Below are 22694 nucleotides of genomic sequence, written 5' to 3' on the forward strand. Positions count from 1 at the left end.
CGAGCCTGGGCCGGTAAGTCGGCCGTAAGAAGCGACCACAACCTAACCACTGTCGTTCTCGGCCCTCAATCGAATTGCCTGTGGCGCAGGTCACATTGACGGTCTGTAGGGCCCATGCCAACGTTCATGACGCTGCGTCAGTTGCCTGATGTCAGCGGGGGATTGTCGGCTGACCACGTGCCAAGGACGGGGTGTCGGGCCGATCTAGCGGCCGACTGCGTTTCGGCTATTCGCCTGGCCCCCCTCTAGAAATCTCAGCCTCCACCCTGCTGTTATTCCATCGGGTGTCCGGATCCCAGAGGCGGTCTCTGCCGTCGTCCTGGCTTTCGAGGGGGAAATCATTGTTGGAACAAGCGGCCGTCCGAGTGCACTGGCTGACCGCGCTCCGCGGAATGACCCGCGAGGCGTTGCTCCCCGTCGGCGGGCCCACGGCGCAGGCCCCCGCCGACGCCGAGGTCCCGCGCGAGCGGGCGGCCGTCCTGCGCCGCCTCGCCGGTGACGACCCGACCGGCCTGCATCTGCTGCTCATCGCCGCCACCCGGCTCGCCCTCGGCCGTTTCGGCGCCGGGGACGACCTCGCGGTCCTGTGCCCGCTGCCGGGCGCGTCCCCCGCCGAAGTGGTGCTGCGCACCGCACTTGGGCCGGACCGCAAGGTCAGCGACTTCCTCCAGGCCCTGCACGCGGACCTCGCCGAGGCGTCGGCGCAGCCGTGGCAGGACCGCGAGGTGCTGCGCGGCCAACTCGACGCCGTCGGCGAGGCGGACGGATCCGCCCTCGGGCAACTCGCCGTCGCCTGGGGCGCGTCACGGCTCACCGCCCCCGCCGACCTGCTGGTCCGCGGTCGGCTGACGGACGAGGGATCGATCCTGCTGAGCGTGGACGGCCCCGGCGGCCGCGTGCCCGCGGCCGCCGCCGACCTGCCCCGCTGCCTCGCCGCCACCCTCGACGCCATCGCCGAGGACCCGCACCGCACCGCGGGCGAGACCGACCCGCTCACCTCCGCCCAGCGGGCCGAGCTGACGGCGTGGAGCGGCCTGCCGCTGCCCGCGTCCTTCGCGCCCCGCACCCTGCCCGGACTGGCCGGGGCCGCCGCCGAACGGCACCCGCGGCGGCCCGCCGTGATCGAGTCCGGCCTCACCTGGACCCACGCCGACCTCGCCGCGCGCTCCGCACGCGCGGCGCACCACCTCGTGGACCACTACGGCATCCGGCCCGGCGACCGGGTCGCGGTCGCCCTGCCGCGCGGCGCCGACCTCGTCCTCGCCGTGCTGGCCGTCCTCCGGGCGGGCGCCGCCTACGTCCCCGTCGACCCGCGCCACCCGGCCGCCCGCGTCCGGCGGCTGCTGGACGGCAGCGCGGCCCGCCTGCTCATCGGCGAGACGGCCGTCGGCGACGACGGGCCGCCCCTGCTGCGCGCCCCCGACCTGCGCACCGCCGCCGAGGCGGCGCAGGACGACGAGGTCCTGCACCCGCTGCCCGCACCCCGCCCGCAGGACGACGCGGTCGTCTTCTTCACCTCGGGCTCCACCGGCCTGCCCAAACCCGTGGTGCTGCGGCACGACCAGATCGCCCATCACGTGGTCGCGTCGGCCGGCCTGCTGGGCGTCGACGAGGACCTGCGCTGCGCACTGCTTTCGGCCATCTCCTCGGACGCCACCACCTTCCAGATCTTCCTCGCCCTCGGTGCCGGCGGCTCGGTGGTCGCCGTCGGCGCCCCGGACGAACTGGACCCGCTGACGTTCTGGGCACGCCTGCGCGAGCACCGCGTCACGATGGTCAACTGCGTGCCGAGCCTGCTCTCCACGATGATCGAGGTGCTCCCGCCGGACGCCGGATTCGACGTGCCCCACCTCCTTTTGGGCGGCGACGCGATCCCCCGCGGCCTGCTCGCCCGCACCCGGGGACGGCTGCGCGTCGGCACCTTCGCGAACCTGTACGGCCCGAGCGAGACCACCATCGCCTGCACGACGTTCACCTGCGATGGCGCGGAGGCCGCCGGGCTCGGCGCCGTGCCCATCGGCCGACCGACCCCCGGCTTCGCGGTCCTGCCCCTGACGCCGAGCGGCGACCTCGCACCCGTCGGCGTGCCGGGGGAGATGTACGTGGGCGGCCCCGCCGTCGCGGCCGGGGGCTACCTCGGCGCGCCCGAGGCCACCGCGGCACGCTTCGTCGACTGCCCGCTGCCGGGCGTCGGCCGGGCCTTCCGCACCGGTGACCTCGCCCGCTGGAACGCCGACGGGACGCTGGACTTCCTGGGCCGGTCGGACGACCAGATCCAGCTGCACGGCAACCGGATCGAGCCCGGCGAGGTGGAGCAGACGCTGGTCGCCCTGGACGGCGTCCGTGAGGCGGTCGTGCTGCCCCTGCCCGCCGGAGCCGCCGGTCTCGTCCTCGGCGCCTGGTACACCGCGGACCGCGCGCTCGCCCCGGACGCCGTACGGGCCGCGCTCGCCGAGCAGTTGCCCGCGCACATGGTGCCCGCGCGACTGCACCAGGTGGACGAACTGCCGCGGACCCAGCACGGCAAGACGGACCGGACGGCCCTGGCCGCCGGACCCGACGAGGCACCCGACACCACCTGGACCCCCGCCGACGAGGCCGACCGCGCGGTGGCCACCGCCTGGGAGGCCGTGTTCGGCCGGCCGCCGAGGTCCGCGGACGAGGACTTCTTCGCCGCGGGCGGCCACAGCCTGACCGCCGCCCAGCTGGTCGGCGTCCTGTGCGCGGGCCAGGACGGCCGCGACCTGCCGGTACGCCAGGTCTTCACCGCCCGCACACCCGGCGCGCTGGCCACCGCGCTGCGGGCCGCGGCCACCGGGCGCACCCCGGCCGCCCCGCCCGCCCCCGCACCCGTCGCGGGCCGGGCCGCGAGCCGCCCCGCGTCCCACGCCCAGGCGCGCATCTGGCTCCTGGAGTCCCTCGACGAGGGGACGTTGCGCACGTACAACATGGTCGAGGCCTACCAGCCGGAGCGGCCGCTGGACCCCGCCGCGCTGGAAGCCGCCGTCGGCTATGTGATGGACCGTCATGAGGCCCTGCGCACGGTCTTCCAGATGTCCGGCGACCAGGACTCCAGCGAGCTCCTCCAGGTGGTCCGCCCGGCCGGGCGGCTGCGGGTGCGGCCCCGCTTCCAGCGGGTCGCGCCGGAGGCGTTCGACGACGCCCTCGCCGAGGCCCGCGCGGAAGAAGGCCGTTGGCGCTTCGACCTGGCCGGGGGGCCGCTGTTCCGGCTGCGCTGCCTGACCACCGCGGGCCGGCCGCCGGTCCTGCTCTTCAACATCCACCACTCGGTCAACGACGGCTGGTCCTACGGGGTCCTGGTGCGGGACCTGCTCCTCGCGGCCCGCGCCTTCGAGCGGGGTGCGGCGCCGGACCTCCCGGCGACGTCCGGCTACCTGGCCCACACGGCCCGCCTCGACATCGACCTGGCGGGCCCGCGGGGCGCGGAGCACGCCGCCTACTGGCGCACCGCGCTGGCCGGCCTGCCGCCCGCGCCGCCGCTGACCGGCGACCTCGCCCCGGGTCCGGAGCGGGCCAACGCGGGAGGCTTCGTGCGGGTCGCCCTGACGGACGAGGTGAGCCGCGGCGTCCAGGAGCTCGCGGTGCGGTGCGGTGCCACGCCGTTCATGGTGTGCACGGCCGCCGTCCGGGTGCTGCTGCACCGCCTGACCGGCGCGACCGACCTGGCGCTCGGCACTGTCTCCGCCGGGCGCACCTCCCTCGAACTCGCCCATGAGGCAGGACTGTTCGCTAACACGGTGGTGCTGCGCACCCCGCTCGACACCGGCGCGGGCTTCACCCGGCTCGTCGAGGACTGCGTGCGGACGGCGCTGGACGCCCAGGAGCACGAGGAATACCCCTTCGACCAGCTGGTGCGCGATCTCGGCGTGCCGCGCAGGCAGGGCCGCAATCCGCTCTTCGACGTGCTGGTGGAGACGGTGATCTCCGGCACGGCCGAGACGCCGGGAGCGGACGGCGAGACGGTGCGCCATCTGCGTACGGAGGACCAGGTCTCGGACTTCGACCTGTCGTTCAGCTTCCTGATCCCGCCGACGGGACCCGCGGACGACACCGGGACGGCCCTGGCCGGGGACACCGAGGTGTGGGTGGGGCACCGCAGCGACCTGTTCAGCCGCGCCGCCGCCCAGCGCCTCGGAGAGCGTCTGCGGGCCCTTCTCGCCGCACTCCTGGCGGCGCCTGACACCGCATTGGGCGATATACCCGGGTGAGCGAACGCCCGCACCCGGACCGAGCGGCCCGGCATGAATTCCGTGATGAATCTCGAATTCCGGACGGGTGGCAGCGGAACTCGACAGGGAAAGGCGGGACCGCCGCGGCGGTCCCGCCTTTCCCTGAGGTCTCCACCGGTAAACGCGCCCCTGCTCACAGGGCCCGTCGGCCGCCGGAAAGCGATCTTGCGCGGTAACTCCATGTGATGCGGGGCCGACATCAACAAGCCCGATGTCACCGTGAGTTGTGGCAATCGAATGGGTCGAATCGGGCGCCGCAAAATTCCGGTAAATCAGGGGAGTCCATGGACTTGTCCTGTGGTAGACATGGATCTTGTATTGAGGTGGAGGGGCGCTTCAGCCCCTCCGGGGGCGCCGATCCACAATGCGCGGTCCCGCTTTCTTGCCGTCTTGGTCCAGTTCGTGTTCATGCGCATGCGAAATGCCGCGAACTGGCGTGATCGTCATCGATCTCGACTACGTGGGGGAACCGTGTCGGCCGACCAGAGAATGTATCCGCGCCCCATCGGCGCGCAACGGCAACCGACGTGCCGGCGCACCGCCCCGCACGGTCCGGCGAAACCCCCTGGGTGCACCGCCCCGCAATTCGGCCTTTCGCCGCACGGCCACCGGCCTTTCCGTACGTCGCGGCGGGCCCGGCCCGCACTCTGACAGCGCGCGGCCCACCGCCGTCGCCCGCACGCGCCGCCCGCCCCGCGCGATCCGCGAGGCGGCGGCCCCCCTGCCGACATTCCGCCGCACACGGCATCCACGCATCCGGTAGTCCGGCAACCGCACCGACGAGGTGGCTGATCCCATGAACCAGCAGGAATCCGCGCGACCGGCAAACCCCTGGCTGATGCGCGCGGAACACCGTCCCGACGCCCGGCTCGTGCTCTATTGCCTGCCGCATGCCGGTGGCGGCGCCTCCGCCTACCGGGACTGGGCGAACGGACTGCCCGCCGGGATCGATGTCGTCGCGGTCCAGCTCCCCGGCCGTGAGAACCGCATCCGGGAGCGGCCCGCGATCGACCTCGACGCCTTGGCGGACGCCATCGCCGCCGACCACCGGGGCCTGCCGTACGCCCTGTTCGGCCACAGCAACGGCGCGCTGCTCGCGATCGAACTCGCCCACCGGCTCGCCGCCACCGGCCCCGGCCCCGCCCACCTGGCCGTCTCGGGCTCGCCGCCCCCGGCCCTGGCCGCCCCGAGCCGGGCCGTGTCACAGGCCGACGACGCGGAACTGCTCGACTGGATGATGGAACAGGGCGGCATGCCCGACACACTCCTGGCCCACCCCGAACTCCTCGAACTGGCCCTGCCCGCGGTGCGCGCCGACCTCGCCTGGCTGGAGGCCTACCGGCCCGCTCCGCGGCCACCGCTCGACTGCCCCCTCTCCGCCCACGCGGGCGACGACGACGAGCGGGTCCCCGGCGACGTGCTCACCGCGTGGTCCAAGGAGACGACGGCCGACTTCACCGCCCGCCGCTACCCCGGCGGCCACTTCTACCTGATCGACGCGCTTCCCGTTCTCCTCGGCGACCTGGCCGAGCACCTGTCCGGCCCCCGGTTGTGAAGGGTCTTCAGTTGATCAAGGAACAGTCGACCGGCGCCGACGCGCGCCAGGTCACCCACTGGCACGAGAAGCTGACCGGCCTCACCGCGGTGGAACTGCCTCTGGACCGACGCCCGGGCGCCGTCCGCGACACCGCGACCGCCACCGTCCGGACCACCCTGGACGCGCGGACCGGCACGCTGCTCGCCGCCCTCGGCACGCAGACCGGCACGACACCGCTCACCGTCACGGCCGCGGCCGCGCGCGTCCTGCTCACCCGGCTCACCGGCCACCCGGACGTGCCCCTCGGCGTGGTGCCGGACGACGCCACCGCCCCGCCCGCCGGACCCCCGACGCCCCTCGTGGTGCGCGGCGCGGTCCACGGCGACCAGTCCTTCCTCGACCTGGTGCGCGCCGAGGCCGCGGAGCTCGCCTCCGCCGCCCGACACGCGCCCGGCCTCGCCCCGGCCCTCGACGCCCTGGGCCAGGCCCGGGGCGCCGGCCGCCACGCCGTCCTCGACGTCGCCGTACGGCAGGAGCAGGAGCAGGAGCAGGAGCAGGAACAGGTGCAGGGCGCGGCCGACGCCACCCCGCCCGTCGAGCTGACGTTCACCCTGGGACGGGACCGCCCGGACGCGACCCGCGAGCTCGCCGTCACGTACCGGACCGACGTCCTGGGGGAGCGGGCGGCCCGGCGCACGCTCGACCACCTCCACGCCCTCCTGGAGAGCCTGACGTCGGACCCGAAGGCCCCGCTCGCGTCGTCCTGGCACCTGCCGCCCGCCCACCGCGCCGAACTCCTCGCCCTCGGCTCCGGCGGCGCCGACGACCTCCCGGCCCTCCGCACCCTGCTGGAGCTCGTCGAGGCCCAGGTGCGCCTGCGCCCGGACGCACCCGCCGTGCGCTGCGCCGACCGCACCCTGACGTACGCGGAACTCGACATCCGGGCGGCCGAGCTGGCGTCCCGCATCGCCGCCTCCGCACCGGTCGGCCCGGACCGCGTGGTCGCTTTCGCCTGCGCCCGCTCCGAACTGATGGTGGTGACCCTCCTCGCCGTCCTGAAGACCGGGTCCGCCTTCCTGCCCCTGGACCCCGAACAGCCCGCGCACCGCCTCGCGGGCCTCGTCCGGGACAGCGCCGCCGTCGCCGTGGTGACCGACGGAGCCCCGGACGCGGCACTGGCCGAGGCCGGCGCCCCGGTCGTCACGGCGCACCCCGCCGCCACCGGCCACGCCCCCGCCCGCCCCGCCTTCCCGGCGGCCGGCCCCGACGACCTCGCGTACGTCGTCTACACCTCGGGCTCCACCGGCACCCCCAAGGGCGTCATGGTGGAACACCGCGGCATCATCAACACCGTCCGGTTCAGGATCGGTTACTACGGTCTCGGACCCGACGCGCGGGTCCTGCAGGTCGACCCGGTCCACGCCGACGCGGGCATCTCCGACGTCTTCACGGCGCTGGCCGCCGGCACCCCGCTCACCGTCATCACCCGCGAGCAACTGCTCGACCCCGACGAGGTCGCCGACGTCATCCGGCGCGAAGGCATCACCCACGCCCAGATGGTGCCGAGCCTCTACCAACTGCTCCTCGACTACGCGGGCCCCGCACTCGGCTCCGTACGGCAGGTCGTCCTCGGCGGCGAACGGATCACCGAGGCACTCGCCGCCCGGCACGCCCAACTGCTGCCCCACTCCGACCTGTTCAACGAGTACGGACCCAGCGAGGACAGCGTCCTGTCTACCCTGCACCGGCTCACCCCCGGCGAAGAGGTGCCCATCGGGCGCCCGCTGCCCGACCGGTGGGTCGACATCCTCGACGCGGACGGCCGACTCGTGCCGTTCGGCACCCCCGGGGAACTCTGCGTCGGCGGCGTGGGCCTGGCCCGCGGCTACCTCGGCGCCCCGGAGCTGACCCGCCGCCGGTTCGTCCCGCACCCCGAGCGCGACGGCACCCGCATGTACCGCACCGGCGACCTCGCCCGCGTCCTCCCCGACGGCACCCTCCTCTACCTCGGCCGCATCGACGACCAGGTGAAGATCCGCGGCAACCGGGTCGAGCCGGGCGAGATCGCCGCCGTCCTCGAACTCGCGCCCGGCGTGCGCGCCGCCGCCGTCGTCGCGGCCCCCGGACCGGGCGCCGAACTCCGCCTCGTCGCCTACGTGGTGGGGGACACCGGGCACCCGGAGCTGCGCGCCTTCCTCGCCGCACGCCTGCCCTCCTTCATGGTGCCGGAGGCCTTCGTCGCCGTGGCCGCGCTGCCGCTCTCCCCGAGCGGCAAGCTGGACCGGCGCGCGCTGCCCCCGGTCCCCGACGGGCCGACGCACGCCCCGGCCGCCGAGAGCACCTGGACCCCGGCCGAACACCAGGTCGCCCGGCTCTGGGCGAAACTGCTCGGCCACCCGGTCGGCGACCTCGACGCCGACCTGTTCACCGTCGGCGGCCACAGCCTGGTCGCCGCCCGCATCGCCCAGGAACTGGGCCTGAGCGTCAGCACCGTGTTCACCGGACCGACCATCCGCGCCCTGGCCGCGGCAATCGGCGAGACACCGCAGGAGACCGCGGCGCGACCGGCGCCCGCCCCCGCCACCGCGGCACACCGGGACGCCGGCGTCACGGGGCCGCTGTCCCGGGCGCAGCGCCGGGTCTGGCTGACCTCGCGGCGGACCGCGGCCGACGCGTTCGTCATCTCCGACCTCGTCCGCACCGGCCGCAGTCTCGACTCCGACGTGCTGCGCGCCGCGCTCGCCGCCGTCGTGGCACGGCAGTCGATGCTGCGCGCCTGCGTCCGCGCCGAAGGGCGCAACGCCGAACTGGCCGTCGTGGACCGGCTGCCCCAAGGCCCGCCGCTCACCGTCGTCCCGCTGCCCGGCGCGGACCCGCACGGCCCGCAGGTCACGGACGCGCTGCAAGCGGCCCGCCAGGTCACCTTCGACCTGGCGCGCCCCCCGCTCCTGGACGTCCGGCTGCTCCAGGGACCGGCGGGCGGCGACCTGCTGACCGTCACCGCCCACCACCTGGTCTACGACGGGGCCAGCGTCGAGGTGCTGCTCACCGACCTGTTCACGGCCTACGACCGACTGGCCGCCGGCGAACCGGCGGACCTGCCGGAACTGGAGTACGACTACCGCGACTGGATCGCCGAGGAGCACGCCTGGCTCGACGGCGAAGAGGCCCGCGAGCAGGAGGACTTCTGGCGCAAGAGGCTCCTCGGCGCCCCGCAGTCCGGCGACCTCGTCGACGCCGCCCGCCGCGGCCCGCGCCGCGGCACCGTCGGGGTCGCCCGGCGCAGCGTCCCCGCCGCCGTCCTCGACGGCGCCGCGGGCACCCCCTTCGCCGTCGTCGTCACCGCCTTCACCACGCTCGTGCACCGCGTCACCGGCAGCCGCGACGTCGTCGTCGGCTGCCCCGCGAGCCTGCGCCGGCACGCCGACGCCGACCCGCTGATCGGCTACCTCGCCAACGCCGTCGCCCTGCGCCTGGAGTTCGGCCCCGAAGCCGACCTGGCCGGCCTCCTCGACCACGTCCAGGACCGGGTCTTCGAGGCCTACGAACACTCCCGGCTGCCCTTCGACGTCCTCGCCGAACGCATCCCGATGCCCGGCGGCCCCGGCCGCAGCGTCCTGCTCGACCTGGGCGTCAGCTGGGAGAACGCGAGCATGCGCGCCGAGACGTACCTGGTCGAGGACGTCCTGCCCGACGAGCTGCCCGCCAACAGCGACCTGTGGCTCTACGCGAGCCGGCGCGGCGACGAGCTGCGCCTCGACCTCACCTACGACGACCGCCTCGTGACGGCCGACGAGGCCGACGCCTTCGCCGACCGCCTGGTCGCGCTGGTCGGCGAGGTGACGACGGCCCCGGCGACGCCCGTGTCCGACGCACCCGCCGAACCCGCCGACCGGCCCGGCACCGAGCCCGACTGGGGCACGACGCACTACGACTTCTGAACCCCGTCCGCCACGCCGCACCGCCACCCCGGTGCAGTCGAGTCAGAAACTCTGGAGCAGTGGAAAACAACACTTCCCTCCCCGGCGAGCCGGTGTCCGGGGCGACCCTGACCGGGCTGTTCCGGGAGACCGTCCTGCGGCACGGCGACCGGCCCGCGGTCCGCGACGACCGGACGGACCTGAGCTACCGGGACCTCGACCGGGCCTCCGACGCGCTGGCCGCCCGGCTGCGCGCCGCCGGAGTCACCCGCGGCGACCGCGTCGTCTACCACCTCGAACGGGGCGTCCAGGTCTTCGTCGCCCTGCTCGCCGTCCTCAAGGCGGGCGCGGCCTACGTGCCCGTCGACACCCGCTACCCCGACGCGCGCCGCGACCTGATGATCACGCGGAGCCGCCCGGCGCTCGTCCTCACCGACACGGCCGACACCGCGCCTCTCGCCGCGCTCGGCACGAAGGTGCTCGTCCTGGACGGCTCCGAGGACGCCCCGGCGGCCCCGGCACCGGCCGCCGGGCCGGGCCCCGACACCACGGACGCCGCCGCCCTGCTCTTCACGTCCGGCTCGTCCGGCACCCCGAAGGCCGTCGTCCTCACCCACGGCAACCTCCACCAGTTCGCCCGCAACGACGCCCTCCCGCGGCTCGGCCCCGACGACCGGGTCGGCCACGTGTCGAGCCTGTCCTTCGACGCCTTCCACTACGAGACCTGGTGCGCCTTCGCGGGCGGCGCCGAGATCGTCGTCCTGCCGACCATGCCGGACCTCGTCGGCCGGGACATCCGGCGCGAGCTCCGCAGATACCGCATCAGCGCGATGCTGGTGCCCACGATGGCCGTCAACCATGTGGTCCGCGAGGACCGGGACGCCTTCTCGCCGCTGCGCGTCCTGTGCACCGGAGGCGACGTCATCCTGCCGCGGACGTGCCGCGACCTGCTGGCGGGCGCGTTCTCCGGGCGCCTGTTCAACCTCTACGGACCCACCGAGGCGACCACCGCCTGCGCGGCCCACGAGATCACGGACGTGGCGCCGGACGCGGACTCGGTCCCGATCGGCCGCCCCCTGCACGGGGTCACACTGCGCGTCCTCGACGCGTCCGGTGCCGAGGCGGCGCCGGGGGAGCCGGGCGAACTGCACGTGGCGGGACCCGGCGTCGCCGTCGGCTACCTGGACCAGCCGGAGCTGTCCGACGCGCGCTTCCCGGCCGACCCGTTCGCCGCCGACGGCACCCGCATGTACGCCACCGGCGACCTCGTCCGCCGCGACGCCGAGGGGCTGCTGCACTACCTCGGCCGCACCGACGACCAGGTCAAGATCCGCGGCTACCGCGTCGAACCCCGCGAGGTCGAGCGGACCCTGGCCCGCCACCCCGACGTGCGCGAGATGGCCGTGCTCACCGTGGGCGACGGAGAGGACCGCCACCTGGTGGGTCTCGTCGTCGCCGACGGCGCGGTCTCCCTGACCGACCTGCGCACGTACGCCGAGGCCGCGCTGCCCGACTTCATGGTGCCCAGCGCGCTGATCCGCGTCCCGGAGATCCCCGCCACCGCGCACGGCAAGCGGGACCTGGACCGGCTGCGCACCGTCATCGACGACCACCTGCGCCGCGACGCCGGACACGTCACCCCGCGCGACGACGAGGAGCGCTACCTCGCCGGCATCTGGCAGGACCTGCTCGCCGTGGAACGGGTCGGCGTCACCGACGACTTCTTCGAGCTCGGCGGCAACTCCCTGCTCTCCTTCCGGCTCCTGCGCCGTGTGTCCAAGGAGCTGGGAGTGACCCTCAGCTCCCGCGAGGTGCTCACGACCAGCAGGCTGGAGTCCCTCGCCACGCTCATCCGTGACCGCAAGGAACTGGTGCGACCATGAGCCGTCCCGACATCGACCTGACCGACCCGGACCGCTTCGTCCGCCAGGAACACCACGGGATGCTCGCCTGGCTGCGCGAGCACGACCCGGTGCACTGGCACGCGACCGGGCAGGACACCGGATTCTGGGCGCTGACCGGCTACGACGACGTCTCGCGGGCCTACCTCGACCACACCGGCTTCAGCTCCGAGAGCGGACCGATGCTCGGCGGGTCGTTCCGCAGCGAACGGGACCCCTCGGCCGGACTGATGATGGTCGCCACCGACCTGCCCCGGCACCGGATGATCCGTCAGGAACTGCACTGGGCCTTCAGCCAGGACATGATCCGCAGGGTCGCCGAGCAGGTCGGCACGCTGGTGACGGCCGCCCTGGACCGGGCGCTGGCCGACGGCGGCTGCGACTTCGCCACCGACGTGGCCACCGAACTCCCCGCCGGCGCGGTGATGGCCATCACCGGCGTCTCGCACCGGGACGCCCACGAACTCATCGGCATGACCCGCCGCATGATCGGTTTCCGCGACCCGCACTTCGCGGACCCGACGGAGGACGAGCGGCTCGTCCTGGCGATGACACAGGCCGACATCTTCGAGTTCTTCGCGGAGGTCCTCCGGGACCGCCGCAAGAAACCCGGCCCCGACCTCGTCAGCCGCCTGCTCGGCGCCGAGATGAACGGCCGCCCCTGGACCGAGGACGAGATCCTCTACAACTGCATGAACATCGCGGTCGGCGGCAACGAGACCTCGTCGTACACGGCCTGCTCCGGCCTGGAAGCACTGACCGGACACCCCGAACAGTACGGGCAACTCCGCACGAGGCCGACGCTGTTGGACAGTGCCGTCAACGAGATCCTGCGCTGGAGCTCCACCAACCTGTACGTCCGCCGCGGCGCGCTGCGGGACATGGAGATCGGCGGCCGGACGATCCGCGGCGGCGACGTCGTCACCCTGTGGAACGTCTCGGCGAACCGCGACGCCAAACAGTTCACCGACCCCGGCACCTTCGACCTCGCCCGCACCCCCAACCGGCACCTGTCGTACGGCGTGGGACTGCACCGCTGCATCGGGGCGATGCTCGCGCAGACCGAGCTCTCCGTCCTCTTCCGGCAGGTCGCCGGACTCCCGGCGGTGTTCGCCCCCGCCGGGTCGCCCCGGCGGCTCCGGTCGAACTTCATCAACGGCACCACGAGCCTGCCGGTCAGCCTGCACGGCCGCCCGAAGGGAGCCTGACACCCATGCACCACGCGTTCCTGCGCGTCGGGGACCCCGGCGCCCCCGTGCGGCTGCTCGCCTTCCACCACGCGGGCGGCTCGGCCGCCGCCTACCTGCCGTTCGTCCAGAGCCTGCGCCCCGGCCACGAGGCGCTGCTCTTCGAGCTCCCCGGCCGCGACGAGGGCGAGGCCGGCCTCAGGGCCAGGGACTTCGAGGACGCGGTGCGGCGCCTCGCCGCGGACTTCCGGTCCGCGGTCGACCGGCCGTGCGTGGTGTTCGCCCACAGCATGGGCGCCCTGTTCGCGCACCGGCTGGTCGGCGAACTCCCCGCCGATCAGCGCGGCCTGGTCCGCACCGTCGTCGTCTCCGCCGCCCGCTCACCGCGCTCCGCGGCCGGCCTGGCGACGCGTCCGGCGGCGCCCTTCGTGACCCGTACCCGTGCGTCGGTCCTCGCGGACCTGCGCCGGTTCGGCGGCTGCCCGCCCGAGTTCTTCGACGAGCCGCAAATCGTCGAGCACTTCGTCGACGTGCTGGGGCACGACCTCCATCTGGCCGACACCTACCGGACGGCCGACGGCTGCTTCGACGGCGTTCCCTTCGAGGTCTGGCACGGCACGGAGGACGACACGCTGACCCCCGACGACCTGCGCGGCTGGTCGGACTGCGGCCCGGCCGACGTCACGCTCCGCGGGTTCCCCGGCGGTCACTTCTACCTCTCCGAGGGCCGTGCCGCGGGCCTCGCCCTGCAGGAGCTGCTCGACGCGGCGGCCGCCGCCGCGGAGGCGGCCTGAGGCGGCGCCGCCGGGTGCCCGGCGAGCGTCGTGCGCAGGACCTCGGTCCACCAGTCGAGCGTACGCTCGCGCGCGGCGCCGTCGAGGCCGACGCTCCTGCGGAACTCGCCGCCGAACAGCGGTTCGGTGAGCAGGGCCTGGTGCAGGGCGGCCACCGTCAGTTGTACCGCCTCACGGGTCGGGGCGGACCGCCCGGTGGTGGCGCAGTCGGTCCGCGCCCGTGCGTGCAGGCGGTCCACGACCTCGGCGAGCATGCCGCTGCCCTGGTCGCGCCAGCCCGACCGGTGCAGGGCCAGGGCCAGTTCGGCGTAGCCCTCGGCGTAGAGCGCGGACAGTGCGCGGACCAGCGGGGCGGGGTCGGCGGGGCCGCCGGACCACGAGCCCAGGGCCGCGTGCAGCGCGGACCTGAGCTTCTGGCCTCCGAAGCGCAGCAGCGCCGTGAGGAGCTGGTCGCGGGTGCCGAAGTGGTGGTTGACGGCGGCGTCGGACATTCCGACGGCGGCGGCCACGGCCCGTACCTGCACCGCGGCGGGACCGCCCGCCGCGAGCAACGCGCCCGCGGCCTCCAGAATCAGCCGACGGGCTTCTTCGGGGGCGCGACGCACACGGGGAGCCATGCGCCCACCTTACCTTGACTGCCCAAGGTAAGAGGCTTACCTTGAGTGCTCAAGGTAAGGGGGTGCTGTGGTGCGAAGAAGTCCCGCTGCGGCCGCCGGACGGAACCCGGCCCCGTCGATGACCGGCCTCGCGAGGTCGCTGGGCGTGCGGATCCAGGAGCCGACGCCACCGGCCGACGTCTTCTGTTCCCGGGCCGGGTGCCGGCTGCACGCGTACGACTGGGGCGGCACGGGACCCGCGGTGCTTCTGCTGCACGGCGGTGGACTGACCGCGCACACCTGGGACTTCGTCTGCCTCGGCCTGCGCGGGGACGCCCGCCTCGTCGCGCTGGACCTGCGCGGCCACGGGGACAGCGACTGGTCCGACGACTACCGCCTCGCGACGCTGGCCGAGGACGTCGTCGCGGTGGCCGACCACCTCGGACTCGACCGGGTACGGCTGGTGGGGATGTCGCTCGGCGGTGTGATCGCCGCACAGGTCGCCGACGCCCATCGGGGCCGCGTGGAGCGGCTCGCGCTGATCGACGTCGCACCCGGCGTCGACTTCGACAGCACCCGGCGGGTACGGGAGTTCCTGGCCGGACTGGGGCCCGTCGCCGACCTCGACACCGTCGTGGACGCCGCGCTGCGGGTCGGTCCGCGGGCCCACCGCGCGAGCGTCGCGTACCGGATGCGGACCCTGTTCCGCCGCGGGCCCGGCGGCGACTGGGTGCCGAAGGGCGACCCGCGCCCGCACGACTTCGCCGCCACCCTCGCCGCGATCGACGGCCTGCCCGGGCAGCTCACCGGTGTGCCGGTCCTCCTCGTGCGCGGGGGCCGCAGCAGGGTGCTCTCCCGGGCCGCCGCCGAACGCTTCGTCGAGCGCGTCCCCGGCGGTCGACTCGTGACCGTGCCGGACGCGGGCCACAACGTCCAGGAGGACGCCCCCGCCGCGCTGATCACCGCGTTGCGCGACTTCCTGACGCGGTGAGGCCGACGGATCGGTGACCGACTCTCCGCAGCCCCGTCAACGCCGCGTCCGCCCCCGGCCACCGCCCCTCGGAGCGAACGCCTCCCCCTGCCCCCGCACCAGCCGCACCTCGCGCCCCTGCCACCGCCCGCGCAGCCACCGGTCGTGGCTCGCGACGACGATCGCGCCCGGTCCGCTGCCCAGGGCCTCCTCCAGCTCGTCGCACAGGCGCGGGGACAAGTGGTTGGTCGGCTCGTCGAGCAGCAGGAGCTCGGGTGGACGCGCCACCAGCAGGGCGAGCGCGAGCCGCCTGCGCTGCCCGACCGAGAGCAGCCCGACGGGCCGGTCCAGATCCTCCGCGCGCAGCAGGCCGAGCGAGCTCAACGGCACCTGCTCCGCACGTCTCTGGCCCAACGCCAGCCGATACGTGTCGCGGACCGTGCGGCCGGGCCGCTCGAACACCGTGTCCTGCGCGAGGAGCCCCACCGTCAGACCGTGCCGCCTGCGCACCCCGCCCCCGGCGCCGAGACGTCCGGCGAGCACATCGAGCAGGGTCGACTTGCCGGCCCCGTTGTCGCCGGTCACCAGCAGCCGGTCCGTCGCCGACACGTCCAGTGCGTCGAGCGCGAGACGCCCCGGCACCCGTACGTCCCGCAGCGACACGAGAGGCGGCGCACCGTCCTCGTCCGCGGCCGTGGCGGCCAGCGCCTCGGCCGCGAACCGCAGGGGCATCGGCGGCTCGGCGACCTGCCCGCGCTCCAGCGCGTCGAGCCGCCGTTCCGCCTGGCGCACCCGGCGGGAGATCTGCTGCTGCACGCGGCCCGCCCGGTGGCCGTACCCCATCTTCTCGTTGTCCCGGGGACCCCGGTCCGGCGCGACCCGGCGGGCGGTGACCCCCGCCGCGTGCCGCAGCAGCGCCAACTCCTCCTGCTCCTGCGCGTACCGCCGCTCCCAGCGCTCCCGCTCGGCGCGCTTCTCGCCCAGGTAGGAGCTGTAGGCGCCGCCGTACCGGACCGGGCCTCCCACGGCCGGGTCGAGGTCGATCAGGTCGGTGCAGACCGCGTCGAGGAACGCCCGGTCGTGACTGGCGGCGAGCACGGTTCCGGGGAGCGCGCGCAGTTGCTGCTCCAGGAACGCGGCGGCAGCGTCGTCCAGGTGGTTGGTGGGCTCGTCGAGAAGCAGTGCCGACGGCCGCCGTACGAGGAGCGCGGCCAGGGCGAGGCGGCCGCGCTGCCCGCCGGACAGCGAGCCGAGTGTGCGGTCGTGCGCGATCCGGCCCAGACCGAGGCCGTCCAGGACCAGCGCGGCGCGGCGGTCGGCGTCCCAGGACTCCCGGTCCTGGGCCTGTTCCAGGCGCCTGCCGTAGGCGGCGAGCAGCTCCGCGTGGCGCGGGTCGTCCTCGGGGACGCGTGCGAGCTCCGCGCCGAGCCGGTCGAGCTCCGCGAGGTCGGCACGGGCCTCGCGCAGCGCCCCGTCCAGCACGGCGGCGAGGGTGGAGTCCGCGTCGTAGGGCATCTCCTGGTGCAGGAAGCCCAGGTCGGCGGGGCGCGAGACATGTCCGGCCTGCGGTGCGTCGACACCGGCGAGGACCCGCAACAAGGTGGTCTTGCCGACGCCGTTCTCCCCGATCAGGCCGATCCTCCGACCGGGGGAGGCGGTCAGGGAGATGCCGTCGAGGACCCGGCGTCCGCCGAGGTCGCGGACGAGTTCATGAGCGAGGAGAGCAGGCTGGGGCACAGGGGTTCCCTCCGAGGGGTCGGGTGGTCGGCCCGCGGGGCGCAGCGCCGCGCGCGGGCCACGGCACACCGACGGCTCACACCTCGGGCGCCCCGGCTTCCTTGAGCACCCCGTCGGCCAGCAGGAGCCAGCGGTCCACGCCGATCTCGGTGAGGAACCGCTCGTCGTGACTGATCACCACGAAGGCGCCCTGGTAGGAGTCGAGGGCGCTCTCCAACTGGCCCGCGCTGACCAGGTCGAGGTTGTTGGTCGGCTCGTCGAGGAGCAGCAGCTGCGGAGCCGGTTCGGCGCACAGGACGCACGCCAGGGTGGCGCGCAGCCGCTCGCCGCCGGAGAGCACCCCGACCGGAAGGTGCGCCCGAGCGCCCCGGAAGAGGAAGCGGGCGAGCAGGTTCATCCGCTCCGCCTCCGGCCGCTCGGGGGCGAAGGCGGCGAAGTTCTCCGCCACGGTGCGGTCCGGGTCCAGCAGGTCGAGACGCTGCGAGAGGTACGCGATGCGGCCGTCGCCGCGCCGGAGATCACCGCTGTCCGGGCGGAGGTCGCCGGTCACCAGGCGCAGCAGCGTCGTCTTGCCCGCGCCGTTGGACCCGGTCAGCGCGATGCGTTCGGGGCCGCGCACGGTCAGGTCGACACCCCCGTCGGCGAACACCGCGCGGCCGTCGTGATGCACCTGGAGGCCCTCGCCGAGGAACAGGTTGCGCCCGGTGGGCACGCGCGTGTCCGGCAGCTCCAGGGCGATGCGCTGCTCGTCGCGCAGCGCGCGCCCGGCCTCGTCGAGGCGCGCCCTGGCCTCGCTGACCCGCGCCGAGTGCACCTGGCCCGCCCGGCCCGCCGACTCCTGCGCGCCGCGCTTCATGTTCCCGGCGAAGATGCGGGGCAGCCCGGCGCTCTTCAGGTTGCGGGCGGCGTTGCTCTGCCGCCGTTCGGCGCGCTCCCTGGCCTGCTGCAGCTCGCGCTTCTCGCGCTTCAGCTCCTGCTCGGCGTTGCGGATGTTCTTCTCGGCGACCTCCTGCTCGGCGCGCACGGCTTCCTCGTAGGCGGTGAAGTTGCCTCCGTGGAAGCGCAGTTCGTCGCCGCCGAGCTCGGCGATGCGGTCCATCCGGTCGAGCAGCGCCCGGTCGTGGCTGACCAGCAGCAGACAGCCGGTGAAGTCGTCGAGCACGTCGTAGAGCCGGTGCCTCGCCGTCAGGTCGAGGTTGTTGGTCGGTTCGTCGAGCAGCAGGACGTCGGGGCGCCGGAGCAGGTGGGCGGCGAGACCGAGGGAGACGACCTGGCCGCCGCTGAGCGTGTTCAGACGGCGGTCGAGGGCGAGCCCGTCGAGGCCAAGACGGTCGAGCTGGGCGCGGGTGCGCTCCTCGATGTCCCAGTCGTCGCCGATGGTGGTGAAGTGGGCCTCGCTCACGTCGCCCGACTCGACGGCGTCCAGCGCGCGGACCACCTCGGCGATGCCGAGCACCTCGGCGACCGTGAGGTCGCTGGTCAGCGGGAGGCTCTGGGGGAGGTGGCCGAGCGTACCGGCGACCGTGACCGAGCCGGTGGCGGGCCGCAGTTCACCGGCGATCAGCTGGAGCAGGGTGCTCTTGCCGGCGCCGTTGGGGGCGACCAGGCCGGTGCGGCCGGTGGCCACGGTGAAGGACAGGTCCTCGAAGACCGGAGTGTCGTCCGGCCAGCTGAAGGAGAGGTGGGAGCACACGACGGCGGCGTCGGACAGGGCGATGGACATGGAGGTGACCTCGAAGAAGACGCGCGGGCAGACAGACCTCTGCCCTGGGCGGGGTGGGGAAGGGGTACGACGAGTACGGCCACGGCATCGGCGCTCTGGCGGCGCCGTCCGACGGCCGGTTCACATCCGGATCTCATCCGGAGATGTCGTCTTCACCCACCACGTCTGTGACTCCTCGATCAAACGGTCCAGTCCTTCGCAGCGTAGCAAACACCCCGACCGACGCCGCCGTACGACGTCTGGCGCGCGATGTCTGCCGTACGACGTCTGCCGTACGACGTCTGCGAGGCGGAGCCCGCGGTCGACCCGCCGCGGACCGACGACGGGCCGGATCAGCGCCTTTTGGTGCTGTCGATCACGGGTAACCGGAGGCGAGTGATCTTCGTTGCCGTCCGCCGTCGTTGGGAAGTGGAATGACCGTGTCCTCGCGCCAGGTTCGCTACGGGTACCGCGGGCGTCGGGACCGCGTGCGGCGGTTCGATCTGCGGGCCACGTCCTTCCTCTTCGTGCTCGTCGCGATCCTGTTGTGCGCCGCGGTGTTCCTGGTGCGCATCGCGGCGCACATCGTCGAGAGCCGGCCGGTGTGGATCGGGTCGCTTCTCGCCGTGGGGCTCGCGGCCGCTTATCCGTGCCGGTCCAGGTGGCGCAGCTTCTCCGCCGCGAAGTACGCGCGTCGCGCGGCCGAGGTGCTGGAGGAGGCCGCCGAGCGGGCGTCCGAGAGCCTGGAGGCGGCGACCGCGGGTGCGCCGGCCGGTGCGGCGGATCCGCGCGGCGGGAGCGGGAGCGTGGCCGCCGCCGTGCCCGGCGCCGGCCCCGACGGCACCGTCGCCGTGACCCGGCGGTTCGCGCCCGGCCCCGCGCCGGACGAGGAGGAGACCGTCCCCTTCGTCCAGGACATGCCGGTCGGCCGGGACGAGTGGGGCGCGGATCTCACGCGTCGGCCGTAGACGGAGCCATGTGGCTTTGCGGCGCCGGTGGCGCGCCGAGCCCCTTGCGCCGGACGTCACCCCTGTAGTCCGCTGAGCCGCATGGGGAAGAGGAGCATTGCCGCACTGACCACCGTCCTCGTCACGGGGGCACTTCTGACCGGCGTACCGCATGCGGGTGCGCAACCCGCCGGGCGGGGGGCCGCAGGGCCGCCGTCACCCGAGGCATCGCCCCTGCACGGCGTCGACCTCGACACCGTCACCATCCCGCAGCTGCAGGCGCGCATGGCCCGCGGCTCGCTCACCTCGTCGGCGCTGACCCGCGCCTACCTGCGGCGGATCGAAAAGGTCGACCCGAAGATCCACGCGGTGCTGCGCACCAGCCCGACGGCCCTGCGCGAGGCGGCCGCCAGCGATGCCAGGCACCGGCACGGCAAGACCCTCGGGCCGCTGGACGGCATCCCGGTCCTGCTCAAGGACAACGTGAACACCCGTGCCATGCCGACGACGGCCGGTTCGCTCGCGCTCGCCGGGAGCCCGCCGGACACGGATGCCGCACTGGTGACCCGGCTGCGCAGGGCCGGAGCGGTGATCCTGGGCAAGACCAACCTGTCGGAATGGGCCAACTTCCGTGCGGCGAAGCCGACCTCGGGGTGGTCCGCGGTGGGCGGCCAGACCAAGAACCCCTACGTCCTCGACCGCAACCCGTGCGGATCGTCGTCCGGGTCCGCCGCCGCGCTGGCCGCCTCCCTGGCACAGGTGGCGATCGGCACCGAGACGGACGGCTCCATCGTGTGCCCGGCCGGGATGAACGGCGTCGTCGGCCACAAACCCAGCCTCGGCCTGGTCAGCCCGTCGGGCGTCGTGCCGATCTCCGCCGAGCAGGACACGGCGGGGCCCATGGCGCGCAACGTGACCGACACCGCGCTCACGCTGTCGGTGCTGAGCGGGCGCAAGAGCGCGCGCACGGACGCCACCGGCCTCCGCGGCAAACGGATCGGCCTGTGGCGGCTGCCCTCGCTCGGCCCCGCCGTGGACGCGGTGATGACCCGCACGGCGACGCGGCTGCGCAAGGCCGGCGCGGTGGTCGTCGAGGTGACCCCGCCGTACCAGGCGCGGCTCGCCGAACTCGAATTCCCGGCGCTGCTCAGCGAGTTCCACCGGGACATCGACGCCTATCTCGCCACCCGCAAGGGCCCGGAGAACCTCGCCGGGCTGATCGCGTTCAACCGCACGCACGCCGAGGAGCGGACCTGCTTCGCCGGTCAGGAACTGTTCGAGCAGGCCCTCGCGGCGCCGCCCACCACCGACCCCGGATACCGGGCGATGCGGGCCGAGCTCAAGGACCTCTCGCAGCGCTCCCTCGACGACACCATGGCCGCCCACCGCCTGGACGCCATCGCCGCCCCCACGAACCCGCCCGCCTGGACGACGGACTGCGCACGCGGCGACAACGACGTCATCCCGTCCTCCACCCCCGCCGCCGTCGCCGGCTACCCGTCCCTCTCCGTCCCCGCGGGATCCGTGGGCGACCTGCCGGTCGGCCTGCTCCTGATGGCCGGCGACCGTCAGGACACCGGGCTGCTGTCCCTGGGGGCCGCGGTGGAACACCGCCTGAAGGCGTGGCGGGCCCCGCGCTACCTGCCGACTACGGGTGCCGGCGCCTCGCGATGACCCCCTGAAGGACCGACGAGATGACCCCCTGAAGGACCGACGAAGGGTGGGCCCGGCCGGTGACGGCCGGGCCCACCCTTCGTCGGTCTCTGGGAAGCGCCACCGGCGCTCCCGCTTCAGCGGGCGTTCTCGTCCGGCGCCGCCGAGCTGTTCGTGTCGAGCGCCTCGCGGACGCGCCGTGCGCCCTCGTCGAGGGTGTCGGCCATGTCCAGGACCGTGGTGACGCCGGTGACCTCGAAGAGGCGGGATATGCCGGTGTGGTACGGGCCGGTCAGGACGAACGGGCGCAGCGCCTCCTGGTGCTCGGCGTGCGCGCGCAGGATCACGTTGAGCAGGGTGCTGTCGGCGAAGGTGAGGTCCGCCAGGTCGAGGAGCGTCCCTGCGGTGTCGGCCTCGGTGAGCGCGCCGGACAGCGCGAGCGTCGCCTCGGCCGTGTCCTCGAGGTCGAGCTCGTTGCGGAAGGAGATGACGGTCACCTGATCCTGGTGGGTGACGTCGATGCTCTGTCTGTCGGGAACCATGCCCTGACCCTCCCACACACCCGGGGTCGAGTGATCAGGGGAGTGTGGAGACCGCCGCGCAGGGCAGGTGGAGAGGTACCGACGATACGAGAGCGGTGACTGGACATGTACGGGGAAAGGACCGACGCGTCGATGAGCGTTGCCGAGGCAGTGGAAACCGAGGACATCAGCTGTGCGGACGCGCGGTCCGCGGTCCGCGAGGTGCTGATGGAGGTGTGCTGCGGCCTGCCACTGCCCGACGCGCAGCGCCTGCGGGACGACGCGCTGCTCGTGGTCAGCGAGCTGACCGCCAACGCGCTCCTGCACGCGGGCGGCGTGACCCGCTTCAGCGTCGGCCTGGAGGGCGACGAGATCCAGCTGCGCGTGAGCGATGGCAGCCGCGAAGTGCCGCAGCGCCTGGCGGCCGTGCGTGGCCGTCCGGGCGGCCACGGCTGGATGGTCGTCCAGCGCCTGTGCTCGCGCCTCGACGTCGCCGTGGAGCCGGAGGGCAAGACGATCACCGCGGTGCTGGCGCTGCCCTGACCGGGGGCCGGGCCGCAGGTGCCGGTTTGCCTGCGAAAACATCTGCGCTCGCAGGTATGTGCCTTCTGATCGGGGGTAACCGCAAGCCTGCGGGAGAGATCAGGCAGGAAGAGCGAGAAAAGGGGCGGGACGCAATGAAGAGCGTGGCAGTCGAGGAGCGGACGCACACCACGGCCGGGTCGGTCGGGGAGGCTCTGATCGAGCGCGCCTACGCCGATCCCGCCTCGGTCCGGCCGAAGGATGCCCGGGAGATCGGGCGGCATTTCTTCGATCGGCTGACCGGTCTTGAGGAGGGCACGCGTGAGTACCAGTACGTGCGCAACTGCCTGATCGAGATGAACCTGTCGCTGGTGCAGTACGCGGCCTCGCGTTTCAAGCACCGTGGTCCGCAGGAGATGGAGGACATCGTCCAGGTCGGCACGATCGGCCTGATCAA

At 73.9% G+C, this 22694-nt stretch carries 14 protein-coding genes and 1 pseudogene; 11 read left to right on the top strand and 4 right to left on the bottom strand.

Going from position 1 to position 22694, the window contains the following annotated elements; genetic code table 11:
* The first annotated feature begins 341 nt into the window (after nucleotides 1-341).
* From ACFYXE_RS21530 to ACFYXE_RS21555, 6 genes are all read left to right on the top strand, one after another.
* Nucleotides 342-4229 (top strand): amino acid adenylation domain-containing protein, encoded by a 3888-nt coding sequence (locus ACFYXE_RS21530; RefSeq protein ID WP_389314619.1) that lies wholly within the window; start codon nucleotides 342-344, stop codon nucleotides 4227-4229.
* 817 nt (nucleotides 4230-5046) lie between these two features.
* Complete coding sequence (locus ACFYXE_RS21535; RefSeq protein ID WP_389314621.1) at nucleotides 5047-5805, top strand: thioesterase II family protein; 759 nt, start codon at nucleotides 5047-5049, stop codon at nucleotides 5803-5805.
* A gap of 11 nt (nucleotides 5806-5816) precedes the next feature.
* Entirely contained in the window at nucleotides 5817-9728 is a 3912-nt protein-coding gene (locus ACFYXE_RS21540; RefSeq protein WP_389314623.1) for an amino acid adenylation domain-containing protein, read from the top strand.
* Nucleotides 9729-9787: 59 nt separating this feature from the next.
* Nucleotides 9788-11590, top strand: a complete 1803-nt coding sequence (locus ACFYXE_RS21545) for an amino acid adenylation domain-containing protein (RefSeq protein WP_389314625.1) — start codon at nucleotides 9788-9790, stop codon at nucleotides 11588-11590.
* Complete coding sequence (locus tag ACFYXE_RS21550) at nucleotides 11587-12816, top strand: cytochrome P450 (protein WP_389314627.1); 1230 nt, start codon at nucleotides 11587-11589, stop codon at nucleotides 12814-12816. Before ACFYXE_RS21545 ends, ACFYXE_RS21550 begins: the two co-directional genes overlap by 4 nt.
* A 5-nt stretch (nucleotides 12817-12821) precedes the next feature.
* Nucleotides 12822-13589: a thioesterase II family protein gene (locus ACFYXE_RS21555; protein WP_389314629.1), complete on the top strand. Its 768-nt coding sequence runs from the start codon at nucleotides 12822-12824 to the stop codon at nucleotides 13587-13589.
* Here ACFYXE_RS21555 and ACFYXE_RS21560 read toward each other — a convergent pair.
* Nucleotides 13508-14206: a TetR family transcriptional regulator gene (locus ACFYXE_RS21560; protein WP_389314631.1), complete on the bottom strand. Its 699-nt coding sequence runs from the start codon at nucleotides 14204-14206 to the stop codon at nucleotides 13508-13510. The genes ACFYXE_RS21555 and ACFYXE_RS21560 overlap by 82 nt on opposite strands.
* Nucleotides 14207-14324: 118 nt before the next feature.
* Between ACFYXE_RS21560 and ACFYXE_RS21565 the strand changes: the two genes are divergently transcribed.
* Entirely contained in the window at nucleotides 14325-15176 is an 852-nt protein-coding gene (locus ACFYXE_RS21565) for an alpha/beta fold hydrolase (RefSeq protein ID WP_389314633.1), read from the top strand.
* Nucleotides 15177-15212: 36 nt separating this feature from the next.
* Here the strand turns inward: ACFYXE_RS21565 and ACFYXE_RS21570 are convergent, their stop codons facing one another.
* Both ACFYXE_RS21570 and ACFYXE_RS21575 read right to left on the bottom strand, forming a co-directional pair.
* The gene (locus ACFYXE_RS21570) at nucleotides 15213-16892 is read right to left on the bottom strand and encodes an ABC-F family ATP-binding cassette domain-containing protein (RefSeq protein WP_389314635.1); all 1680 of its coding nucleotides are present in this window, start codon (nucleotides 16890-16892) and stop codon (nucleotides 15213-15215) included.
* A 76-nt stretch (nucleotides 16893-16968) separates the two neighbouring features.
* On the bottom strand, nucleotides 16969-18603 hold the full coding sequence (locus ACFYXE_RS21575) for an ABC-F family ATP-binding cassette domain-containing protein (protein ID WP_389314683.1): 1635 nt from the start codon (nucleotides 18601-18603) through the stop codon (nucleotides 16969-16971).
* A gap of 425 nt (nucleotides 18604-19028) precedes the next feature.
* Here ACFYXE_RS21575 and ACFYXE_RS21580 point away from each other — a divergent pair, with 425 nt between their 5' ends.
* Entirely contained in the window at nucleotides 19029-19562 is a 534-nt protein-coding gene (locus ACFYXE_RS21580; protein ID WP_389314637.1) for a hypothetical protein, read from the top strand.
* A gap of 81 nt (nucleotides 19563-19643) precedes the next feature.
* A complete protein-coding gene (locus ACFYXE_RS21585; RefSeq protein WP_389314639.1) occupies nucleotides 19644-21215 on the top strand; it encodes an amidase family protein in 1572 nt (523 codons plus the stop codon).
* 116 nt (nucleotides 21216-21331) lie between these two features.
* Here the strand turns inward: ACFYXE_RS21585 and ACFYXE_RS21590 are convergent, their stop codons facing one another.
* Nucleotides 21332-21736 carry an STAS domain-containing protein gene (locus ACFYXE_RS21590; protein ID WP_361181707.1) on the bottom strand — a complete coding sequence of 135 codons (405 nt, stop codon included), beginning with the start codon at nucleotides 21734-21736 and terminating at the stop codon, nucleotides 21332-21334.
* A 132-nt stretch (nucleotides 21737-21868) separates the two neighbouring features.
* Between ACFYXE_RS21590 and ACFYXE_RS21595 the strand changes: the two genes are divergently transcribed.
* Both ACFYXE_RS21595 and ACFYXE_RS21600 read left to right on the top strand, forming a co-directional pair.
* The gene (locus ACFYXE_RS21595) at nucleotides 21869-22258 is read left to right on the top strand and encodes an ATP-binding protein (RefSeq protein ID WP_389314641.1); all 390 of its coding nucleotides are present in this window, start codon (nucleotides 21869-21871) and stop codon (nucleotides 22256-22258) included.
* A gap of 134 nt (nucleotides 22259-22392) precedes the next feature.
* Nucleotides 22393-22694, top strand: a pseudogene (locus tag ACFYXE_RS21600) (RNA polymerase sigma factor SigF); the annotation flags it as partial.

Origin of the sequence: Streptomyces sp. NPDC002564, assembly GCF_042889645.1 — a bacterium.
GTDB lineage: Bacteria > Actinomycetota > Actinomycetes > Streptomycetales > Streptomycetaceae > Streptomyces.

What these genes read in the sequence shown, in the direction of transcription:
- ACFYXE_RS21555 (WP_389314629.1), top strand. Translation starts at nt 12,822, where the DNA reads ATGCACCACGCGTTCCTGCGCGTCGGGGACCCCGGCGCCCCCGTGCGG.
- ACFYXE_RS21550 (WP_389314627.1), top strand. Translation starts at nt 11,587, where the DNA reads ATGAGCCGTCCCGACATCGACCTGACCGACCCGGACCGCTTCGTCCGC.
- ACFYXE_RS21585 (WP_389314639.1), top strand. Translation starts at nt 19,644, where the DNA reads ATGGGGAAGAGGAGCATTGCCGCACTGACCACCGTCCTCGTCACGGGG.
- ACFYXE_RS21580 (WP_389314637.1), top strand. Translation starts at nt 19,029, where the DNA reads ATGACCGTGTCCTCGCGCCAGGTTCGCTACGGGTACCGCGGGCGTCGG.
- ACFYXE_RS21535 (WP_389314621.1), top strand. Translation starts at nt 5,047, where the DNA reads ATGAACCAGCAGGAATCCGCGCGACCGGCAAACCCCTGGCTGATGCGC.
- ACFYXE_RS21565 (WP_389314633.1), top strand. Translation starts at nt 14,325, where the DNA reads ATGACCGGCCTCGCGAGGTCGCTGGGCGTGCGGATCCAGGAGCCGACG.
- ACFYXE_RS21590 (WP_361181707.1), bottom strand. Translation starts at nt 21,736, where the DNA reads ATGGTTCCCGACAGACAGAGCATCGACGTCACCCACCAGGATCAGGTG.
- ACFYXE_RS21595 (WP_389314641.1), top strand. Translation starts at nt 21,869, where the DNA reads ATGAGCGTTGCCGAGGCAGTGGAAACCGAGGACATCAGCTGTGCGGAC.
- ACFYXE_RS21560 (WP_389314631.1), bottom strand. Translation starts at nt 14,206, where the DNA reads ATGGCTCCCCGTGTGCGTCGCGCCCCCGAAGAAGCCCGTCGGCTGATT.